Source organism: Terribacillus sp. FSL K6-0262 (assembly GCF_037977385.1).
Classification (GTDB): Bacteria; Bacillota; Bacilli; order Bacillales; family Amphibacillaceae; genus Terribacillus.
This window is the reverse complement of record NZ_CP150277.1, coordinates 2,467,553-2,483,710: the sequence shown is the minus strand read 5'-3', so window position 1 is coordinate 2,483,710 and position 16,158 is coordinate 2,467,553. Positions and strand designations below refer to the sequence as shown.

Here is a 16,158-nt window from a genome sequence, read left to right as displayed (position 1 = left end):
CGCCTCACCCCTTCTTCGCAAATAGCGATTCAGCATGATGAAGCACATTCTTGCCATTCCCTGTACCATAATCGACAGTATTTATCACATCCACCGGTATACCGCGCTCCTCACCCAGTTTCTTCATTTGCGGCAGCATGTAGCGCACTTGCGGACCAAGCAATAATACATCTGCTTGTTCTATATGTTTTTTCGCCTGATCGGCTGATACCGCTTGGATGCGATAGTTCTTGGATTCGGCTTCTGCTTCCTTCTGCATTTTGGAGACAAGCAGACTAGTAGACATTCCAGCAGCACATACAAGTAAGATATTCATTTTTTCTACCCCCTTCGGTTCTTGCTTTCAATATACTATGAAAACGTTTTCATTTCCTGCTATTATTTTTCCGCATCTTAACGGAAACTTATTTAAGCATACAAAAAGCCGGCATGCATTCCTGCAGCCAGCCCTCCTTTACAGGACTTTTATATCCAAGAGCCCCGCCAGTTCCCGGCGCAAGTCATCCAGCTCCGGTATGCCTTTCAGATTGGCAGCCAATCCTTGGATGAGCAGTTTTTTGGGCTCTTTTTTCTGTATCTCTTCCTGGATCAATTCGATGGCACCTTGCAGCTCTTCCACATCCTGCTCACGAGCATCCAGCGTAAGGATGACGACTTGCATCCGCTCCAGGACTTGTTTGACTTCCCTCTCCTTCAACTCCTTCTCGAAAATGGAACCTGAGACCGGAGTCGTTTCTGTGACAAGCGGCTCGGACTTCCGCTTCAAGAGGCCCTCCACCATATCATCCATTCGATCGAGAATATAGGCTGCTGTTTTATCCAGATCAAGGATCAGTCCATGAATAAGCATGTCACCGATGATCTGGAAAAGGATCCCCTCCTGCAGCATTCGCAGATCCTTTAAGTAAGGCTTGCTCCCCTGTCCATATACCTCCAGCAAGTCAAGCTCCGTTTTACGCCTTCGCCTCTCCATCTCCTCCAGGAAGAACAGTTCCACCTCTTTTCCAATATCGGAATCAATATCATGGCGCCTCATGAGGATGAAATTCCTGCGTTTGACGAGCTCGCGCATCATGGTTGCCAGACGCAGCTTCGCTTTCTCCCGGCTGTCCAATTCCAGCTGGTCGACTTTTTCGATCTCCTCCGTTATCAGACGGATATGATAGCGGAGGATTTCCTCCATCAGTTCATCCTTCGATTTGAAATAAAGATAGAATGCTCCTTTGGAGAGTTTGCTTGCTTCTGCAATTTCCTGGATGCTGGCAGCATGGTAGCCTTTTTTGGCAATGATCTCGGTTGCCCGTTCAATGATGGTGATTTTTTTCTCCTGCATATTGCCTTCCCTTTCGACTGACCGGTCGGTCATGGATGTGTTAAGAGACTGTGAATAATTTATGAATTCTTTTATAAACGCCGTATTTACCCTATCAAACTTCCTTATACCCCTGATATAATTGTTGCATTACGATGGGCTTCCCTATAGTATAGAGGAATAATGACCAGTTGGTCAAATGAAGGATAAAGGAGCTGGACCGTGAGAAAGTTTATCAACTTTTCGTTAAAAAATAAGGTTGCCGTATGGTTGCTGACCATCATGGTTGTCGCAACCGGCATATATGCCGGTACGAATATGAAGCTGGAAACACTTCCTGATATCAGCGTACCAGTGCTTACCGTAACGACTACATATCCTGGCGCACCGCCAGAGGAAGTAATGGAGAATGTTACAGAACCGCTCGAACAGGCGGTACAGAGCTTGGATGGCGTGGAGAATGTAAGCTCGACATCCATGCAGAATGCTTCTACGATCCAATTGGAATACGCCTATTCCAAGGATTTGGACGAAGCAGAAACAGAAGTAAAGGAAGCCCTTGAAAATGTTCAGCTTCCGGATGATGCAGAAGAACCGGAAGCATCACAGATTAATTTGAATTCTTTCCCGGTCATCACATTGAGTGCTTCTAACAGCGAGCAGTCGATCGAAGAATTGACACAGACTGTCGAAAACGACCTCCAGCCAGCATTGGAAGGAATAGAAGGTGTCGCTAATGTCGGTGTCTCCGGGCAGCAAATGCAGGAAGTACAGATCACCTATGATGAAGATGCACTGGCCGAGAACGGTCTGACACAGGATACTGTAAGTCAAGTCATTCAGAATAGCAGCGATGCTTATCCGCTCGGCTTATACCAATTCGGCAACAGCGAGAAAAACGTTGCAGTGGATGGCAACATTGTAACCATCGATGATCTGCGCAACTTGGAAATCCCGCTCACCGGCGGTGCCGGTGCACAGCAGGCACAAAGCCAGGAGGCCGCTGCAGGTGCTCAAGCTGATGCTGCAGCTCAAGCGGCACAAGCAGCACAGGCTCCGACTGAACTTCCGACCATCCAGCTGCAGGATGTGGCTGAAGTGGAAGTAGTCGGTGAAGTAGAGTCGATTTCCCGTACGAATGGCCAGGATTCCATCGGGATAGACATCACGAAGGATCCAAGTGCCAACACCGTGGAAGTCGTCAATGCAGTCAAAGATGAGATCAAGCAATTTGAAGAAGATCACGATGGTATGACCATCACTTCGACGATGGACCAAGGTCAGCCGATCGAGGATTCTGTCCATACAATGGTGAACAAAGCGCTCTTCGGTGCTATTTTCGCCGTGATCATCATCCTCTTGTTCCTGCGAAATATCCGTTCTACGATCATTTCCATCATCTCGATTCCATTATCGATTTTGATTGGCTTGATTTTCCTTTACGAAATGGATATCAGCTTGAACATCATGACATTGGGTGCCATCACTGTTGCCATCGGCCGGGTGATCGATGACTCGATTGTCGTCGTGGAAAATATTTACCGCCGTATGTCCCTGGCAGATGAGAAACTGCGCGGAAAAGAATTGATCATCGATGCAACGCGTGAGATGTTCATCCCGATCCTATCCTCCACTGTCGTGACAGTGGCAGTATTCCTGCCGCTCGGATTGGTCGAGGGCCAAATCGGGGAATTGTTCCTGCCATTCGCATTGGCAGTAGTATTCGCCCTGCTGGCATCCTTGCTGGTTGCAGTCACCGTAGTGCCGATGGTGGCACACACGCTCTTCCGCAAACGATTGGATCGCGGCACGAGCGAAGAGGAAGCCAAAAATTATGTACACAAAGAAGAAAAACCGAGCAGATTGGCGAATTTCTACAAGCGCATCCTGAATTGGAGCTTGTCGCATAAGATCATCACATTCGTCATTGCCGTTGTCCTGCTCATCGGAAGCTTGTTCCTTGTTCCTTCGATCGGTGTCAGCTTCATTCCTAGCACCGGCGAGAATATGGTAGTCGCTTCTTATTCTCCTGAACCTGGCCAGACACGCGAGGACATTCAGGAAATCGCCTCTGAAGCCGAGGATATGCTACTTGACCGCAAAGGCGTCGAAACCTTGCAATACACGATCAGCAGCGGCGGTAATCCGCTCTCGGGAACATCCGGTGATTCCGCCCTCTTCTACTTGGGCTATGCCGATGATTTCGAGGATATCCAAAGCGAAACAGAAGCAGTCGTAGATGACCTGCAAGCCATGACGGACCAAGGCGAGTGGGGATCGATCGATATGACCGGCACAAGCAGCAATACAGCGCAATATTACATCTACGGTGATAATGTGGAGGATATCCAAACTGCATCTCAGCAGGTCATGGATCTGATCGAAAAAGATGGCAACTTCACCAATGTGGATTCCGATGTTTCTGAGCAATATGATAAATATACAATCGTAGCCAATCAGGAAGAACTGGCAGCACTCGGCCTGACAGCAGCCCAAGTGACAGCCCAGCTTTCCAACATAGGCAGCCAGCCATCCATTGCCACCATTCAGAATGATGATGGCAAAGCATTGGATGTCTACGTACAAGTAGCGGACGAATCCTTCGAGGATAAAGAGGATCTGGAAAACACGACGATCCAGACAGCACTCGGAACAGAAGTGCCATTGAATGAGATTGCCGAGATCGAAGACGGCCAGTCCCCGAATACATTGCAGCGCCGTGATGAAAAGCTTTATGGTTCGGTATCCGCCGATATTACAAGCGATGATATCGCAACTGCCACTGCCGGCTTGCAAGAGGAAATCGATAAGCTTGATCTGCCTGACGGTGTCAGCATCGATCAAGGCGGGGTATCCGAACAGATCAATGAATCGTTCAGCCAGCTTGGCCTTGCCATCATTGCAGCAATCGCGATCGTTTACTTCGTACTGGTCTTGACATTCGGCGGGGCCTTGGCACCATTCGCCATCCTCTTCTCCTTGCCGTTCACAGTCATCGGTGCGCTGGTAGGGTTATTCATAGGCGGCGAGACAATCAGCGTTTCTTCCCTGATCGGGGTGCTGATGCTGATCGGTATCGTTGTGACGAATGCAATCGTTCTGGTTGACCGCATCATCCATAAGGAAAAAGAAGGCATCCCGACCCGGGAAGCGATTCTTGAAGCCGGTACGACCCGACTTCGTCCGATCTTGATGACAGCAATTGCCACAATCGGTGCCCTTGCACCACTTGCCTTCGGCTTCGAAGGCGGCGGATCGCTCTTGATTTCCAAAGGACTCGGAATCACCGTAATGGGCGGTCTCATCAGTTCCACCTTGCTGACACTCGTTGTCGTACCGATCGTGTACGAAGCAACGACACGCTTCAGCCTGCAAGAGCATCATAAAGCTGAACGTCAGCGCCGCAAGGAAAGGAAACAGGCGAAAAAAGCAGCCAAGAAATAAATGAACACAGAAAAGCCTGCAGTTGTGACTGCAGGCTTTTTCTTACCATAAAGGAGGAAGCGAAATGACTATAAAAAAAGATCGGACACTGATATCGGAAGCATCGGATTCTATTAAACGAAGCAGCCGCTTTGATATAGTACATCATCGCAGCTTGGCAGAAATACAGAAACGAAGCTCCGGCATCTGGCAGCCGGAGCTTCGTTTTCTCTTTTACTATTAGGTAGTTCTATCATGATAACCAGGATAGCCCTAGTGATTTAATTACACCGTGCCTTGTTTGTATCTCCGTGTCACCAAGCTCATGATGACCATCACCACACAGTTCACTGCCAAAGCAATGATGCCTGTATTCAGGTCATTCCATTCATGCGGCAAGGATGGAATCAGGTCAAGCAATGTCTTTTGGCTCGTTGTGATATAAGCGACGGTGGCCAAACCGGCAAGGATGCCCGCTGCCGCTCCATACTTGTTGATGAAATTCCGTTTGGACAAGCTGCAGAATAATGATGGGGCCAGCTGTGTCATCAAGCTATAGCCCATCAAAATGATATTCGATAAGGTTTCTCCTCCGTGCAGCGTAAAATAGACAGCCACCAAGGCAACGACTGGCACCAGCAGTCTCGCCAGTCTCCCGATTGCCCTATCCGTCGTTCGAGGAGCAGCCACATGGTAAATATTCTTGGCAAGCAAGGTTGCCGTATTCATCATCAGCAAAGAACCCGGTACCAATGCTGTCAGTAGACCGGCACCGCCGATGATGCCTATCACCCAAGGATCGAATGTCTCCAAGGAGAGCCGCAGCAAGGCAAGGTCCACATCTTCCCCTTCTAGTCCCGGCACTGTCAAAATTGCTGCTGTTCCGACAAAGAATACGAATAATAACATCAGCGTATAAAGCGGGCTGATGATGGCATTCTTCCGAAAAACCTTTTCGCTTTTCGCCGTATATGTGGAACTGAACACTTGCGGCCACATATAGAAGCCGAGGACGAGCAGCAAGACCGTGGAGATGACCCATGTCATACTGTAGCCTTCATCCGGGAACTTCAAAAAGTCAGGGTCCGCAGCATGAACCGCCTCAAACATCGGCTGATAGCCCCCATAATAATGCAAAGGCAGATATATACCAAGGAAACAGATGACAACCACCATGACAATATCCTTGATTGCTGCTGTCCATGCCGATCCATGCACTCCGGAAAGCATCACATAGATCGTCAGACTGATTGCGCCTATCCATACGGCTGCCTGCATGGAGATGGCGCCGTATGACGCCTCCGAAACAATGATGCCCAAGCCTTTGAGCTGCACGATGATGACAGGTATCATTCCGATCACTCCCACCAAGGCCACCAGCACACCTAAATAAGGACTGTCGAACTTGCTGACGAAGAAATCGGATTGTGACACAAGTCTTTTTTCTTTCGCATATCGCCAGATGACCGGCAAAAGCCAATAAGACATGACGTATGACAAACCTATATACATAAGCACATACAAGGCAGGCGCGCCTTTGCCATAAGCCCAGCCGCTTCCGCCCAGGAAGGAAAATGTCGTGTAGATTTCACCGGCCATCAGGAGGAAAACGAAAATGCCGCTGAAGCCGCGACCGCCTACTGTCCATTGCTCGAGATTCATATCTTTTCCTCTTGTTGCCCTGATTCCTAAAAAGACTGCTAAAAGTAAAAATCCCAAAATAATGATAAGTGCGATATTCATTTTTCCCCATCCTCTTCATTCCGCGGATCCAGTTTATACATGATGACCAAAATGACTGATGATAGCACAGTCCACAGGACCACCCAAAACATGACAAATGGCATGGAAAGTACAAATGGTTCCACTCTGTTTGCGAACGGGAGGAATCCCAGCATCCCGATGAAGGGAATGGCTGTGAGAAAATATAAACGTTTCATTGCCTATTTCACCATCCACACTGAAGTTGCACAAGGTTTTCCGGTTTGGAAAACACACATGATGCTATCATAATGCTTCCAGCCTCGATAAGCAAAAATTTAATCACAGTATGGAAAAAGAAGGAAAAACCATGTTTTGGCTTTCCCTGCTTCATCATTTAAACAAATATATCCATGACCAATACGCCTGCGAACGCGACGAAGGAAAGTATCGTCTCCAGCACTGTCCAAGTACGGAATGTTTCCTTGACTGTCAGACCAAGATATTCCTTGACCATCCAGAATCCCGCGTCATTGACATGGGAGAACATGAGCGATCCCGCGCCGGTTGCAATGACAAGCAGCTCCAGATTCACACCTGACACGTGCTCGATGATGGGAGAAACAATCCCGGCTGCAGTAGTCAGCGCGACCGTTGCGGAGCCTGTCGCAATTCGGATCAGGCCGGCAACAAGGAATGCCAGCACGATCGGAGAAAGGGATAAATGCTCGGACATATGCGCGATTGTGTCCCCGACACCGCTGTCGATGAGCACCTGCTTGAATCCTCCGCCTGCTCCGATGATCAGGATGATGGAACCGACAGGCAGGATGCATTCCTCCGTCATTTTCTTCAAGCGCTCCCGGTCCATGCCTTCCCTGAAACCAAGGAAGTAATACGCCGCAAAAACGGCGATCAATAACGCCACCAATGGGCTGCCGATGAACATCAGCAGTTTTTCAGCCAGGCCAGGAAGCGGCAAGTACGGTCCTACTGCTGACAGGATCATCAATAAGACCGGCAGCAGGATGACAAAAAAGCTGACGCCAGTGCCCGGCTTGCTTTCGGGCTGGCTGACTTTGATCAAATTCGGTTCTCCTTCCGGCACGACACGCTTCTGCACCCATTTGGCAAATACCGGGCCGCCGAGAATACCTGCTGGAATGGCAATGATGAGGGAGTATAATAATACCGTACCCATATCCGCCCCGAAGATGCTGATCGCTGCAAGTGCACCCGGATGCGGCGGCACGAGGCCGTGTACGATGGAAAGGCCAGCGATCACCGGCAGTGCGATCAACAAAATGTTCTGCTTCGTAGTTTTATAGATACTGATCACCAGCGGAAGCACGATCAGGATACCGACCTCGAAAAAGACAGGAATCCCGATGATAAAACCAGATATGAACATGGCCCAAGGCAATCTTTTCGGTCCGAACTTATCTACGAAGAAGTCCGCCACCTGATTGCCGGCACCGGAATCCGCCATCATCTTCCCAAGGATGGTCCCGAGTGCCAGGATACCAACCAGATGGCCGAGCACTCTGCCGACCCCGGTTTCATAGGCTCCTACAATCTCATCGAACGACAGACCTGCCGTGATGGCCAGGAAAAGACTAGCAACCGTCAAGCTGATAAAAGCATGCCATTTGAACAATGTCACGCCGATGACCACGATCACGATGGATAACAATGTCATGAGTAAAAGATAGATTTCCATCTCTCGATTTCTCCCCTTCTCTCTTTTTAAGCGCTTTCAAACCTGTAGGTGAGGAAAGCTGCTTTAGTGCAGCATCCTCCGCTGAAAATCAGCAATTCGTTCATATTCCGTTTGGAAGCTTCTGGATAGCTGGATATAGATGCTCATCAGTTCCTGATATACTTCGACACATTCCGGGTCCGGAGTATGGTGATGCGTCCTGCCGATCATATCATTGACCACATCAAAGGAATCGATATCCCCTAAACTGTATAAACCAAGGACAGCCGCCCCGAGGCAGGAGCTTTCATAGCTTTCCGGGATATGGACCTCCTGATCGAAAATATCGGCCATCATCTGCCTCCATACTGCAGAACGGGCAAATCCGCCGGTAGCCTGGATTCGCTTCGGCTTACCTGTTAATTCCGTCAGAGCAAGCAGGACGGAATACAGATTGAACAGCACACCCTCCAGCGCAGCCCGGATCATATGCTCCTTCTTATGATGCAAGCCCAGGCCGAAGAAGGATCCCCGTGCATTGGCATCCCAAAGGGGCGCCCTCTCCCCTGCCAAGTATGGATGGAATAATAACCCATCCGATCCCGGTTTCACTTGGGAAGCGATCTTGGTGAGCACTTCGTATGGATCGATGCCAAGCCTTGCTGCAGTTTCCGTTTCGGCCGCGCCCAGCTCATCACGGACCCAGCGGAGGATGACACCGCCATTATTCACCGGCCCGCCGATCACCCAATGATCCTCCGTCAATGCGTAACAGAAAATACGGCCCTTCGGATCAGTTGTCGGGCGATCCGTCACCGCACGGATGGCGCCGCTTGTCCCGATTGTGACAGCAACGACTCCTTCATCCACTGCACCGACTCCAAGATTCGAAAGGACACCGTCGCTAGCACCGATGATGAACGGCGTCTGCTGCAGCACCCCCAGCTTATCCGCCATCTGCTCTGTCAAACCGACGAATTGATAGGTTGTCGAAACAGGCTCGGATAATTTATCCTCCGTAACCCCTGCAACTTGAAGTGCTTCTTTATCCCAAGCAAGCTCCTCCAGATTGAACATCCCAGTCGCCGATGCAATGGAATAATCAACCTTATAGCTGCCGAACAATTTGAAGAAAACGTATTCTTTAATGGAGATGAATTTGGCCGCTTTTTCGAAAATGGCTGGATGCTCTTCCTTGAGCCAGCGCAATTTGGATAATGGAGCCATCGGATGAATCGGTGTGCCAGTACGTAAGTAAATGCTATGGCTGTCCGTTTCTTCCTTGATTTTCTCCGTCCACTTCGTCGCTCGATTATCCGCCCAGGTGATGCACGCGGTCAATGGTTCATCAGCCGCATCCACTGCAATCACACTATGCATCGCAGAGCTGAATGAAATACAGCGAATCGCCGCTGGATCCACTCTGCTGACCCGGATCGTATCCCGGATTGTCGCGATGACAGCTTGGAAAATCACTTCCGGATCTTGTTCTGCTGTTTCTGCTGTCGGTGAATGCAAAGGATATTCGATCCCTTCCTTTGCAATCACCTCGCCTGTTGTCGTGAACAGCACGGCCTTTGTACTGGTCGTGCCCATGTCCACACCGATCATATAGGAAGCTGCCAACATCTTCCCCTCCCTTTTGTCGTTAGCGTTTCACTACTGCATGTCCGCCGAATTCATTTCGCAAAGCTGCGACCACTTTTCCAGAGAAAGTATCTTCGTCCAAGGAACGGTAGCGCATCATCAGCGACATGGCGATGACTGGTGTAGCTGCTTGCAGCTCCAATGCAGTCTCGACTGTCCATTTGCCTTCACCGGAGGAGTGCATGACACCGCGGATGGCATCAAGCTTCGGATCCTTGCTGAATGCGGATTCCACCAGTTCCATCAGCCAGGAACGGACAACGGAGCCATTGTTCCACATTTTCGCCACTTGCTCATAATCAAAGTCATAATCACTTTTCTCCAAGACTTCGAAGCCTTCCGCAATCGCCTGCATCATGCCGTACTCGATACCGTTATGGACCATTTTCAGGAAATGGCCGCTGCCGCTTTTACCAGCATAATGATAGCCATTTTCGACACTGATTGCCTGGAAAATCGGTTCGATGGTCTTGAACACTTCTGCATCGCCGCCGATCATCGTGCAGACACCATGACGTGCTCCATCCGTTCCGCCGCTCGTACCGACATCGAAGAAATGAACGCCTGTTTCTGCAAAGGCTTTTGCCCGTTCGACAGATTGCTTGTAATTGGAGTTACCGCCGTCCATCAAGATATCCCCTGCAGATAGATACCCCTTCAATTCTTCCAGGACTTTATCCGTGACCTCACCAGCCGGTACCATCGACCAAATGATTTTAGGGCTTGGAAGCTGCTCAACCAATTCTTTCAAAGAACCGGCAGCCGATCCTTTTGTTTCTGCAAATTTAGCTCGTGCCTCTTCATTTACATCGAAAGCAACGACATCAAAGTTATTATCCAATAGATTCAGACCAAGATTGAAACCCATTTTGCCAAGACCGATTAATCCAATATGCATGATAAATGAACTCCTTCAAAATAATTTTCAATTTATGATACCATAATACGAAAATAATTTTCATATAGCAATCGCTTTCAATGAATTTATGCTATACTTTTGATGACATTAAGGACGAAAGCGAGCTGATTTTCTTGGTAAAGCAAGGTTTGGCGGGGATTCGATCCCACTATCCAAGACTGAGTGATAAAGAGAAAAAAATTGCCGATTTCATATTGGAGCATCCGGAAAAGATTGTCCATCAGACAATCAGTCAGGTTGCCGACCAGCTGGATGTAGCAGATGCCACCGTTTCCCGCTTTTGCAAGCGGATCGGCTACAAGGGTTTCCAGGCACTGAAGATTGCATTGGCACCAGAAATCATCGCCCCGAACAAAATGCTGCATGAGGACGTCAGTGAGCAGGACACGGCGAAGATCGTTGCCGAAAAAATTTTTCAGTCAAATATCCGTACATTGGAGAATACTTTGCAGGTACTTGACGATACCGAGCTTGAACGGGCAGCTGCTTTGCTGCTTGGCGCAAGAAGGGCGGAATTCTATGGCTTCGGGGGATCCAATATGGTCGCAATGGATGCGTATCATAAGTTTGTCCGATCCGGCGTGCCTGCATTCGCGTTCCCTGATGCCCATTTGCAGCTCATGTCTGCTTCCCAGCTGACCGGACAGGATGTCGCTTTCATCTTCTCCCACTCCGGTGCAAGCAAGGATGCTTATCAGCTGCTTCAGACCATCAAGAAAACAGGGGCCCGGACGATCGCCATCACCGGTTTCCCAAAATCCCCGATCGGCCAGCAAGTAGATGTTGCCCTGCATACCAGCTCGGAGGAGACCGAATACCGCTCCGAAGCGCTCGCATCACGGATTGCCCAGCTTAGTATCATCGATGCCCTTTACGTGACAGTGATCATGCGTCAGAAAGACAAAGCACAGGCCTCCGTGGAAAAGGTAAGAAACGCCATCGCCGCAACAAAAATATGACCCGCCAGAAGCTGACGGGTCACTTGCCGTTGATATTCACAGTGGTGATTTCGAACTTGTCGAACCGGTGTCTTGCAAAAGAGTATTCGAAGGCGATGCCGGTATTGAGATAAGCAACCTGCTCGATCACAAGCACAGGTTCATTCTCGGCCAGGCCCAGCTCTTCCCGGTCCCTTGCCGTTGCCTGCTCCGCTCTGATCCGCCGGCGCGAACCTGCTATTTTCAATCCAAGCTCATTCTGCATATAAGCATATACCGAGCCATGCAGGACTGCCGGCGTGATACCCGGAATCAGGGGGGTCGGCATAAAGGTTTCCTCGATGACATGCGGATTTTCATCGACACAGCGTACGCGGATATGATGGTACACAGGGGTATCCTCCGAAATGGCCAAATACGATGCCACTTCGGGTGCAGGGGCAATCATGTCGAATAAGATCAGCTTCGAAGTGACTTGCTTATCCTTCATCAAGCTAGTGAAACCAAGCGTTTCATTCGTCCCGACATGAATATAGTCCGATTGGAAGGAAGATTGCACGATGAAGGTGCCGTGCCCGCGCTTTCGGAAAATGATTCCTTCCGATGCAAGTACATCAAGTGCGCGTTTGATTGTCATCCTGCTGCAGGAAAACTCTTCTACAAGGCTGTGCTCATCCGGTAACGGCTGATCCAGAGGATAGAATCCTGATTCGATACGATGTCTGATTTCTTCTGATATCACTTGATATTTCATAGTGCTCCTCCTCTGCTGCCGATCTGCTTGCTGTTAGCTTATCAAAATACTGGAAATGCGGCAATCGCCCAATGAAAAGGACGGCCATATAGGCCGCCGCAATCTTAGAATCCGTTTTGCTCCGCGACTTGCTTCATCCATTTGCCGCTTTTCTTGATGGAACGCTCCCCGTCCTTATCCAGATTGACCGAGACGAATCCATACCGATTCTTATAAGCATTCGTCCACGACCAATTATCCATGAACGTCCATAAATGATACCCCTTCACCTGTGCACCCTCATTCAGGGCTTGATGCACCCAGCGCAGATGACCTTTGATGAAGTCGATCCGGTAATCGTCCTGGATGATGCCATCTGCATCCCGGAACTTCTCTTCTCCTTCTACACCCATGCCATTTTCCGAAATGAAACATGGTATATTACCATAGTTATCACGCAAGTTGATCAGGATATCATAGATTCCCTTTTCATAGATTTCCCAGCCGCGATGCACATTCATCTTCCGGCCCGGCATCTCATACGAGTCGAAGAATCTGTCCGGCATGAACGGGGCATCCGGATGGACCGCATACTCTTTCGCTTTCACACGCCGCGGCTGATAGTAGTTCACACCGAGCAAATCGACTGTATTTTCCCTGATCGCTTCCAAATCCGCCTCCGTATAGACCGGCAGATACCCTTCCTCACGAAGTATATCCACCAGCTCCTGCGGAAACTCTCCCCTGACAGATGGATCCAGGAAGGAGCGATTGAAGAAAGCATCCGCTAACCGGGAAGCTTTCAGATCAGCTGGATTGCTGCTCCTTGGATAGGAAGGCGTCAGGTTCAGGATGATCCCGATTTCTCCGTCCTGCCCTTGTTCCCGGTACTTCTGGATGGCAAGTGCGCTTGATAGCTGCGTATGATAGGCCACTTGCACCGCCCGGCGGAAATCCACGACATTCGGATAGTGAAAATCATATAGATAACCGCCTTCCACCGGCACGATCGGCTCATTATGCGTAAACCACCTTTTCACCTTATCGCCGAACAGCCGGAAGCATACTGCCGCATAATCCGTATACGCCTCGACTACTTCCCTGCTTTCCCAGCCGCCTTTTTCCTGCAGCGCCATCGGCATATCGAAATGGAAAAGGTTCACAAATGGCTCGATATCCTTATCCAATAATTCATCGATCACATCCTGATAAAATGCTGCCGCTTTTTCATTGACATCTCCTGTGCCTCCCGGGATCAGCCTGGACCAGGAAATCGAAAATCGGAATGAATTATGGCCCACTTCTTTCATCAGGGCAATGTCTTCCTTGTAACGGTAGTAGAAACCCGAGGTATCGGCAGGACCGATACCGTTATGGAAACGGTTCGGTTCCTGCTCATACCAGTAATCCCAAATATTCTGCCCTTTCCCATCCACATTGGCAGCACCCTCCATCTGAGTTGCCGAAGAGGAGGACCCCCACCAGAAATCCTTCGGGAATAGATAGTTTACTTGCTTTTTTTTTTGCTCTGTCACTTCCATATCAAATCTTCTCCTTTGGTACTTGCATGTCGGCTGCTGCATCCTTCTGTGCCGCATCCTTTTCCTGCTTGATATTCATCCTGTCGATGAACTTGAGGAATGGGAACCAAATTGCGAATACGATCAGCACGTTCACGAGCTGCAGCAGCGAGCCAGCAATCGAGTTGGTTGCCAGGAATCCGCTGATGAATATCGGCACAGTCCATGGAATCGTCACCCCAGTCGGCGGCGGCACCAGCCCGATGGCCATCGCTACATAGCTGACGACTGTCACGACCATCGGTGCAATGATCCACGGCAAGAGAATCAGCGGATTCATGACGATCGGCAGTCCGAAAATCACAGGCTCATTTACATTGAAGATACCCGGCCCGATTCCGAGCTTGCCCACCTGCTTCATTTGCTTGCTTCGCATGAATAAAAGGATTGCCGCCAAGACCGCCAGTGTCATCCCTGTCCCCCCAGCACCGACAAGGTAGACCTCGATGAACTGCTTATTGATGATATGCGGTAATTCCCCCGTCGTTGTATAAGCTTGCAGGTTTTCCAGGGACAATGTATTCCAGATTGGATCCATGACAGAGTTGATGATGATCTGTCCATGCAAGCCGAAGAACCAAAGGACCTGGATGAAGAACACGGCGATCAAGGTAGCCGGAAGCCCTCCTCCCAATCCGACAAGCGGTGCCTGCACTGTATTGAAGATGACATCATGCAGATTCGTGTCGAATCCTTGTGTCACAATGATATTAATCACCAAGAATACCGTCAGGGTCACGACCGCCGGGATGAGGGCAGCGAATGATTGCGATACAGCTGGCGGCACACCTGCCGGCATCTTGATGACGATTTTCTTCTGCGTGATATAACGATAGATCTCCCCGGAAAGGAACGCGACAATCATGCCGAGGAACATCCCCTTCGCACCTAGGCGGTCAACAGCCAGTACATTGCTCACCACTTCGCCGCTTTCCGTCGAAACGACATATGGTGTCAGCAGGAGGAAGGCCGTCAAGGCTACCGCTCCGCCGAAAATCGCTTCCACTCCGTAGCTTTTCGCCAGATAATAGCCAATACCGAAGACAACGAAAACAGATGCAATATTCATCGTGGCATTCGGCGCTGGTCCAAGCGATTCCTGGATACCAGCAAGCAGCGATTCGCTCATCACATTATCCAGGAATGGCAAATTGGCCAGTACCACCATGATCGAACCGAAAATGGTCAATGGGAATGCCAGCATGAAGGCATCCCGCAGCACACCGAGATAACGATTGTTATTCAGCTTGCCGGCAATCGGAATCAAATACTTGCTAAACTTATCGAACATTGCCTGCTTCCTCCTTTAGCTCTTCAGCCCTTGGAAAATTGGGATCATTTCTTTGACCATTTCCTTCATTGTCAACGTGGACATGAAATGGTCCTCGGCGTGCAGGAACAAAAGGGAAAGTCCCTGCTGCCGGCCAGCTGCCTCCTGCTGTACCAGCTCAAAATGGACTTTATGCACAAGTGACAAATCTTCCTCTGCATCTGCCAGCATGTCATTCACTTTCTCCATATCCCCCTCCCGATAAAGCCGAAGCGCCTGCAGGATCTTGCTTCTGGCATTGCCGCTGTGAAGGATCATCTGAAAACAAACCTGTTCTTCTGTCAGTTCTTCCAATTTCAGCTCGTTCATGATGTTGCCCCGATCAGGCCCAGTGCCTGTTTGTACGCTTTCTCTCCATCGGCCATGCCATATGCCATCATGTCGATCACTTCGACTTGGATACCATATTTCTGCGCTTCGGCAGCGAGTTCTCCTTTGAGGAAGCTCATTTGCGGACCGATCAACACTACATCGGCATCCGCCATTTCTTTCTTCGCCTGATCCTGACCGACCGCCCAAATCTTCGCTTCATCTCCCACTGATTCTGCAAACGCTTGCATTTTAGTGACAAGCAAACTGGTAGACATACCTGAACTGCACGCTAATAGAATTTTATTCATCGGATGACACTCCTTGGATAATTATTAAAAGCGCTTTCATTTGTTATTATATAGTTAATTTCTTATTTGTCTAGACATTTAATTATAAATGTTTATACTTTTATCATAAATCCACCGTTTTATGGAATTTTGATAGGCTTACTGCCTTGAAATATGGTAAACTAGCTTTGTTCTTTAAAGAGACGGTGCAGCTGCTTTTGATGAAAGCAGCTTTCTTCGTTTTGCAGTCCTTTGGTATTCCAACCACACAACCGTC

15 protein-coding genes are annotated in these 16,158 nt (G+C 49.3%); 3 read left to right on the top strand and 12 right to left on the bottom strand.

Features of this window, described 5'->3' with window-relative positions; genetic code table 11:
- Positions 1-4: 4 nt before the first annotated feature.
- Together MHI54_RS12675 and MHI54_RS12670 are read right to left on the bottom strand one after the other, a co-directional pair.
- Complete coding sequence (locus MHI54_RS12675) at positions 5-316, bottom strand: PTS sugar transporter subunit IIB (protein WP_095216682.1); 312 nt, start codon at positions 314-316, stop codon at positions 5-7.
- 138 nt (positions 317-454) lie between these two features.
- Positions 455-1,333 carry a TetR/AcrR family transcriptional regulator gene (locus MHI54_RS12670; RefSeq protein WP_158221566.1) on the bottom strand — a complete coding sequence of 293 codons (879 nt, stop codon included), beginning with the start codon at positions 1,331-1,333 and terminating at the stop codon, positions 455-457.
- Positions 1,334-1,534: 201 nt separating this feature from the next.
- On the opposite strand from MHI54_RS12670, the gene MHI54_RS12665 reads away from it, so the two are divergent.
- Together MHI54_RS12665 and MHI54_RS12660 are read left to right on the top strand one after the other, a co-directional pair.
- On the top strand, positions 1,535-4,756 hold the full coding sequence (locus MHI54_RS12665; RefSeq protein WP_095216680.1) for an efflux RND transporter permease subunit: 3,222 nt from the start codon (positions 1,535-1,537) through the stop codon (positions 4,754-4,756).
- Between the two features lie 64 nt (positions 4,757-4,820).
- Positions 4,821-4,979, top strand: coding sequence for a hypothetical protein (locus tag MHI54_RS12660; protein ID WP_340081665.1), 159 nt, complete (start codon positions 4,821-4,823; stop codon positions 4,977-4,979).
- A gap of 41 nt (positions 4,980-5,020) precedes the next feature.
- Here MHI54_RS12660 and MHI54_RS12655 read toward each other — a convergent pair whose 3' ends face one another.
- From MHI54_RS12655 to gnd, 5 genes are all read right to left on the bottom strand, one after another.
- Positions 5,021-6,478, bottom strand: coding sequence for a sodium:solute symporter (locus MHI54_RS12655; RefSeq protein ID WP_095216679.1), 1,458 nt, complete (start codon positions 6,476-6,478; stop codon positions 5,021-5,023).
- Entirely contained in the window at positions 6,475-6,675 is a 201-nt protein-coding gene (locus tag MHI54_RS12650; protein WP_095216678.1) for a DUF3311 domain-containing protein, read from the bottom strand. Before MHI54_RS12650 ends, MHI54_RS12655 begins: the two co-directional genes overlap by 4 nt.
- A gap of 158 nt (positions 6,676-6,833) precedes the next feature.
- The gene (locus MHI54_RS12645; protein ID WP_340081664.1) at positions 6,834-8,156 is read right to left on the bottom strand and encodes a gluconate:H+ symporter; all 1,323 of its coding nucleotides are present in this window, start codon (positions 8,154-8,156) and stop codon (positions 6,834-6,836) included.
- 63 nt (positions 8,157-8,219) lie between these two features.
- Positions 8,220-9,764 carry a gluconokinase gene (gene gntK / locus MHI54_RS12640; RefSeq protein ID WP_340081662.1) on the bottom strand — a complete coding sequence of 515 codons (1,545 nt, stop codon included), beginning with the start codon at positions 9,762-9,764 and terminating at the stop codon, positions 8,220-8,222.
- 19 nt (positions 9,765-9,783) lie between these two features.
- A complete protein-coding gene (gene gnd, locus MHI54_RS12635; RefSeq protein ID WP_340081661.1) occupies positions 9,784-10,680 on the bottom strand; it encodes a phosphogluconate dehydrogenase (NAD(+)-dependent, decarboxylating) in 897 nt (298 codons plus the stop codon).
- 134 nt (positions 10,681-10,814) lie between these two features.
- Here gnd and MHI54_RS12630 point away from each other — a divergent pair, with 134 nt between their 5' ends.
- A complete protein-coding gene (locus tag MHI54_RS12630; protein WP_233135110.1) occupies positions 10,815-11,660 on the top strand; it encodes a MurR/RpiR family transcriptional regulator in 846 nt (281 codons plus the stop codon).
- A gap of 19 nt (positions 11,661-11,679) precedes the next feature.
- On the opposite strand, the gene MHI54_RS12625 is transcribed toward MHI54_RS12630, so the two are convergent.
- The 5 genes from MHI54_RS12625 to MHI54_RS12605 form a co-directional block, all read right to left on the bottom strand.
- The gene (locus MHI54_RS12625) at positions 11,680-12,393 is read right to left on the bottom strand and encodes a GntR family transcriptional regulator (protein WP_095216673.1); all 714 of its coding nucleotides are present in this window, start codon (positions 12,391-12,393) and stop codon (positions 11,680-11,682) included.
- Between the two features lie 104 nt (positions 12,394-12,497).
- Positions 12,498-13,913 (bottom strand): glycoside hydrolase family 1 protein, encoded by a 1,416-nt coding sequence (locus tag MHI54_RS12620; RefSeq protein WP_340081660.1) that lies wholly within the window; start codon positions 13,911-13,913, stop codon positions 12,498-12,500.
- A gap of 1 nt (position 13,914) precedes the next feature.
- Positions 13,915-15,243, bottom strand: coding sequence for a PTS cellobiose transporter subunit IIC (gene celB, locus MHI54_RS12615; RefSeq protein ID WP_095216671.1), 1,329 nt, complete (start codon positions 15,241-15,243; stop codon positions 13,915-13,917).
- A gap of 15 nt (positions 15,244-15,258) precedes the next feature.
- A complete protein-coding gene (locus MHI54_RS12610) occupies positions 15,259-15,591 on the bottom strand; it encodes a PTS lactose/cellobiose transporter subunit IIA (protein ID WP_095216670.1) in 333 nt (110 codons plus the stop codon).
- Positions 15,588-15,902 carry a PTS sugar transporter subunit IIB gene (locus MHI54_RS12605; RefSeq protein WP_095216669.1) on the bottom strand — a complete coding sequence of 105 codons (315 nt, stop codon included), beginning with the start codon at positions 15,900-15,902 and terminating at the stop codon, positions 15,588-15,590. The genes MHI54_RS12610 and MHI54_RS12605 overlap by 4 nt, the downstream gene beginning before the upstream one ends.
- Positions 15,903-16,158: the final 256 nt, after the last annotated feature.

Bases quoted from the DNA above. Each gene is read 5' to 3' on its own strand.
- MHI54_RS12675 (WP_095216682.1), bottom strand. From the start codon at position 316: ATGAATATCTTACTTGTATGTGCTGCTGGAATGTCTACTAGTCTGCTT.
- celB (WP_095216671.1), bottom strand. From the start codon at position 15,243: ATGTTCGATAAGTTTAGCAAGTATTTGATTCCGATTGCCGGCAAGCTG.
- MHI54_RS12670 (WP_158221566.1), bottom strand. From the start codon at position 1,333: ATGCAGGAGAAAAAAATCACCATCATTGAACGGGCAACCGAGATCATT.
- MHI54_RS12660 (WP_340081665.1), top strand. From the start codon at position 4,821: ATGACTATAAAAAAAGATCGGACACTGATATCGGAAGCATCGGATTCT.
- MHI54_RS12605 (WP_095216669.1), bottom strand. From the start codon at position 15,902: ATGAATAAAATTCTATTAGCGTGCAGTTCAGGTATGTCTACCAGTTTG.
- MHI54_RS12620 (WP_340081660.1), bottom strand. From the start codon at position 13,913: ATGGAAGTGACAGAGCAAAAAAAAAAGCAAGTAAACTATCTATTCCCG.
- MHI54_RS12625 (WP_095216673.1), bottom strand. From the start codon at position 12,393: ATGAAATATCAAGTGATATCAGAAGAAATCAGACATCGTATCGAATCA.
- MHI54_RS12650 (WP_095216678.1), bottom strand. From the start codon at position 6,675: ATGAAACGTTTATATTTTCTCACAGCCATTCCCTTCATCGGGATGCTG.
- gnd (WP_340081661.1), bottom strand. From the start codon at position 10,680: ATGCATATTGGATTAATCGGTCTTGGCAAAATGGGTTTCAATCTTGGT.
- MHI54_RS12645 (WP_340081664.1), bottom strand. From the start codon at position 8,156: ATGGAAATCTATCTTTTACTCATGACATTGTTATCCATCGTGATCGTG.
- MHI54_RS12610 (WP_095216670.1), bottom strand. From the start codon at position 15,591: ATGAACGAGCTGAAATTGGAAGAACTGACAGAAGAACAGGTTTGTTTT.
- gntK (WP_340081662.1), bottom strand. From the start codon at position 9,764: ATGTTGGCAGCTTCCTATATGATCGGTGTGGACATGGGCACGACCAGT.
- MHI54_RS12655 (WP_095216679.1), bottom strand. From the start codon at position 6,478: ATGAATATCGCACTTATCATTATTTTGGGATTTTTACTTTTAGCAGTC.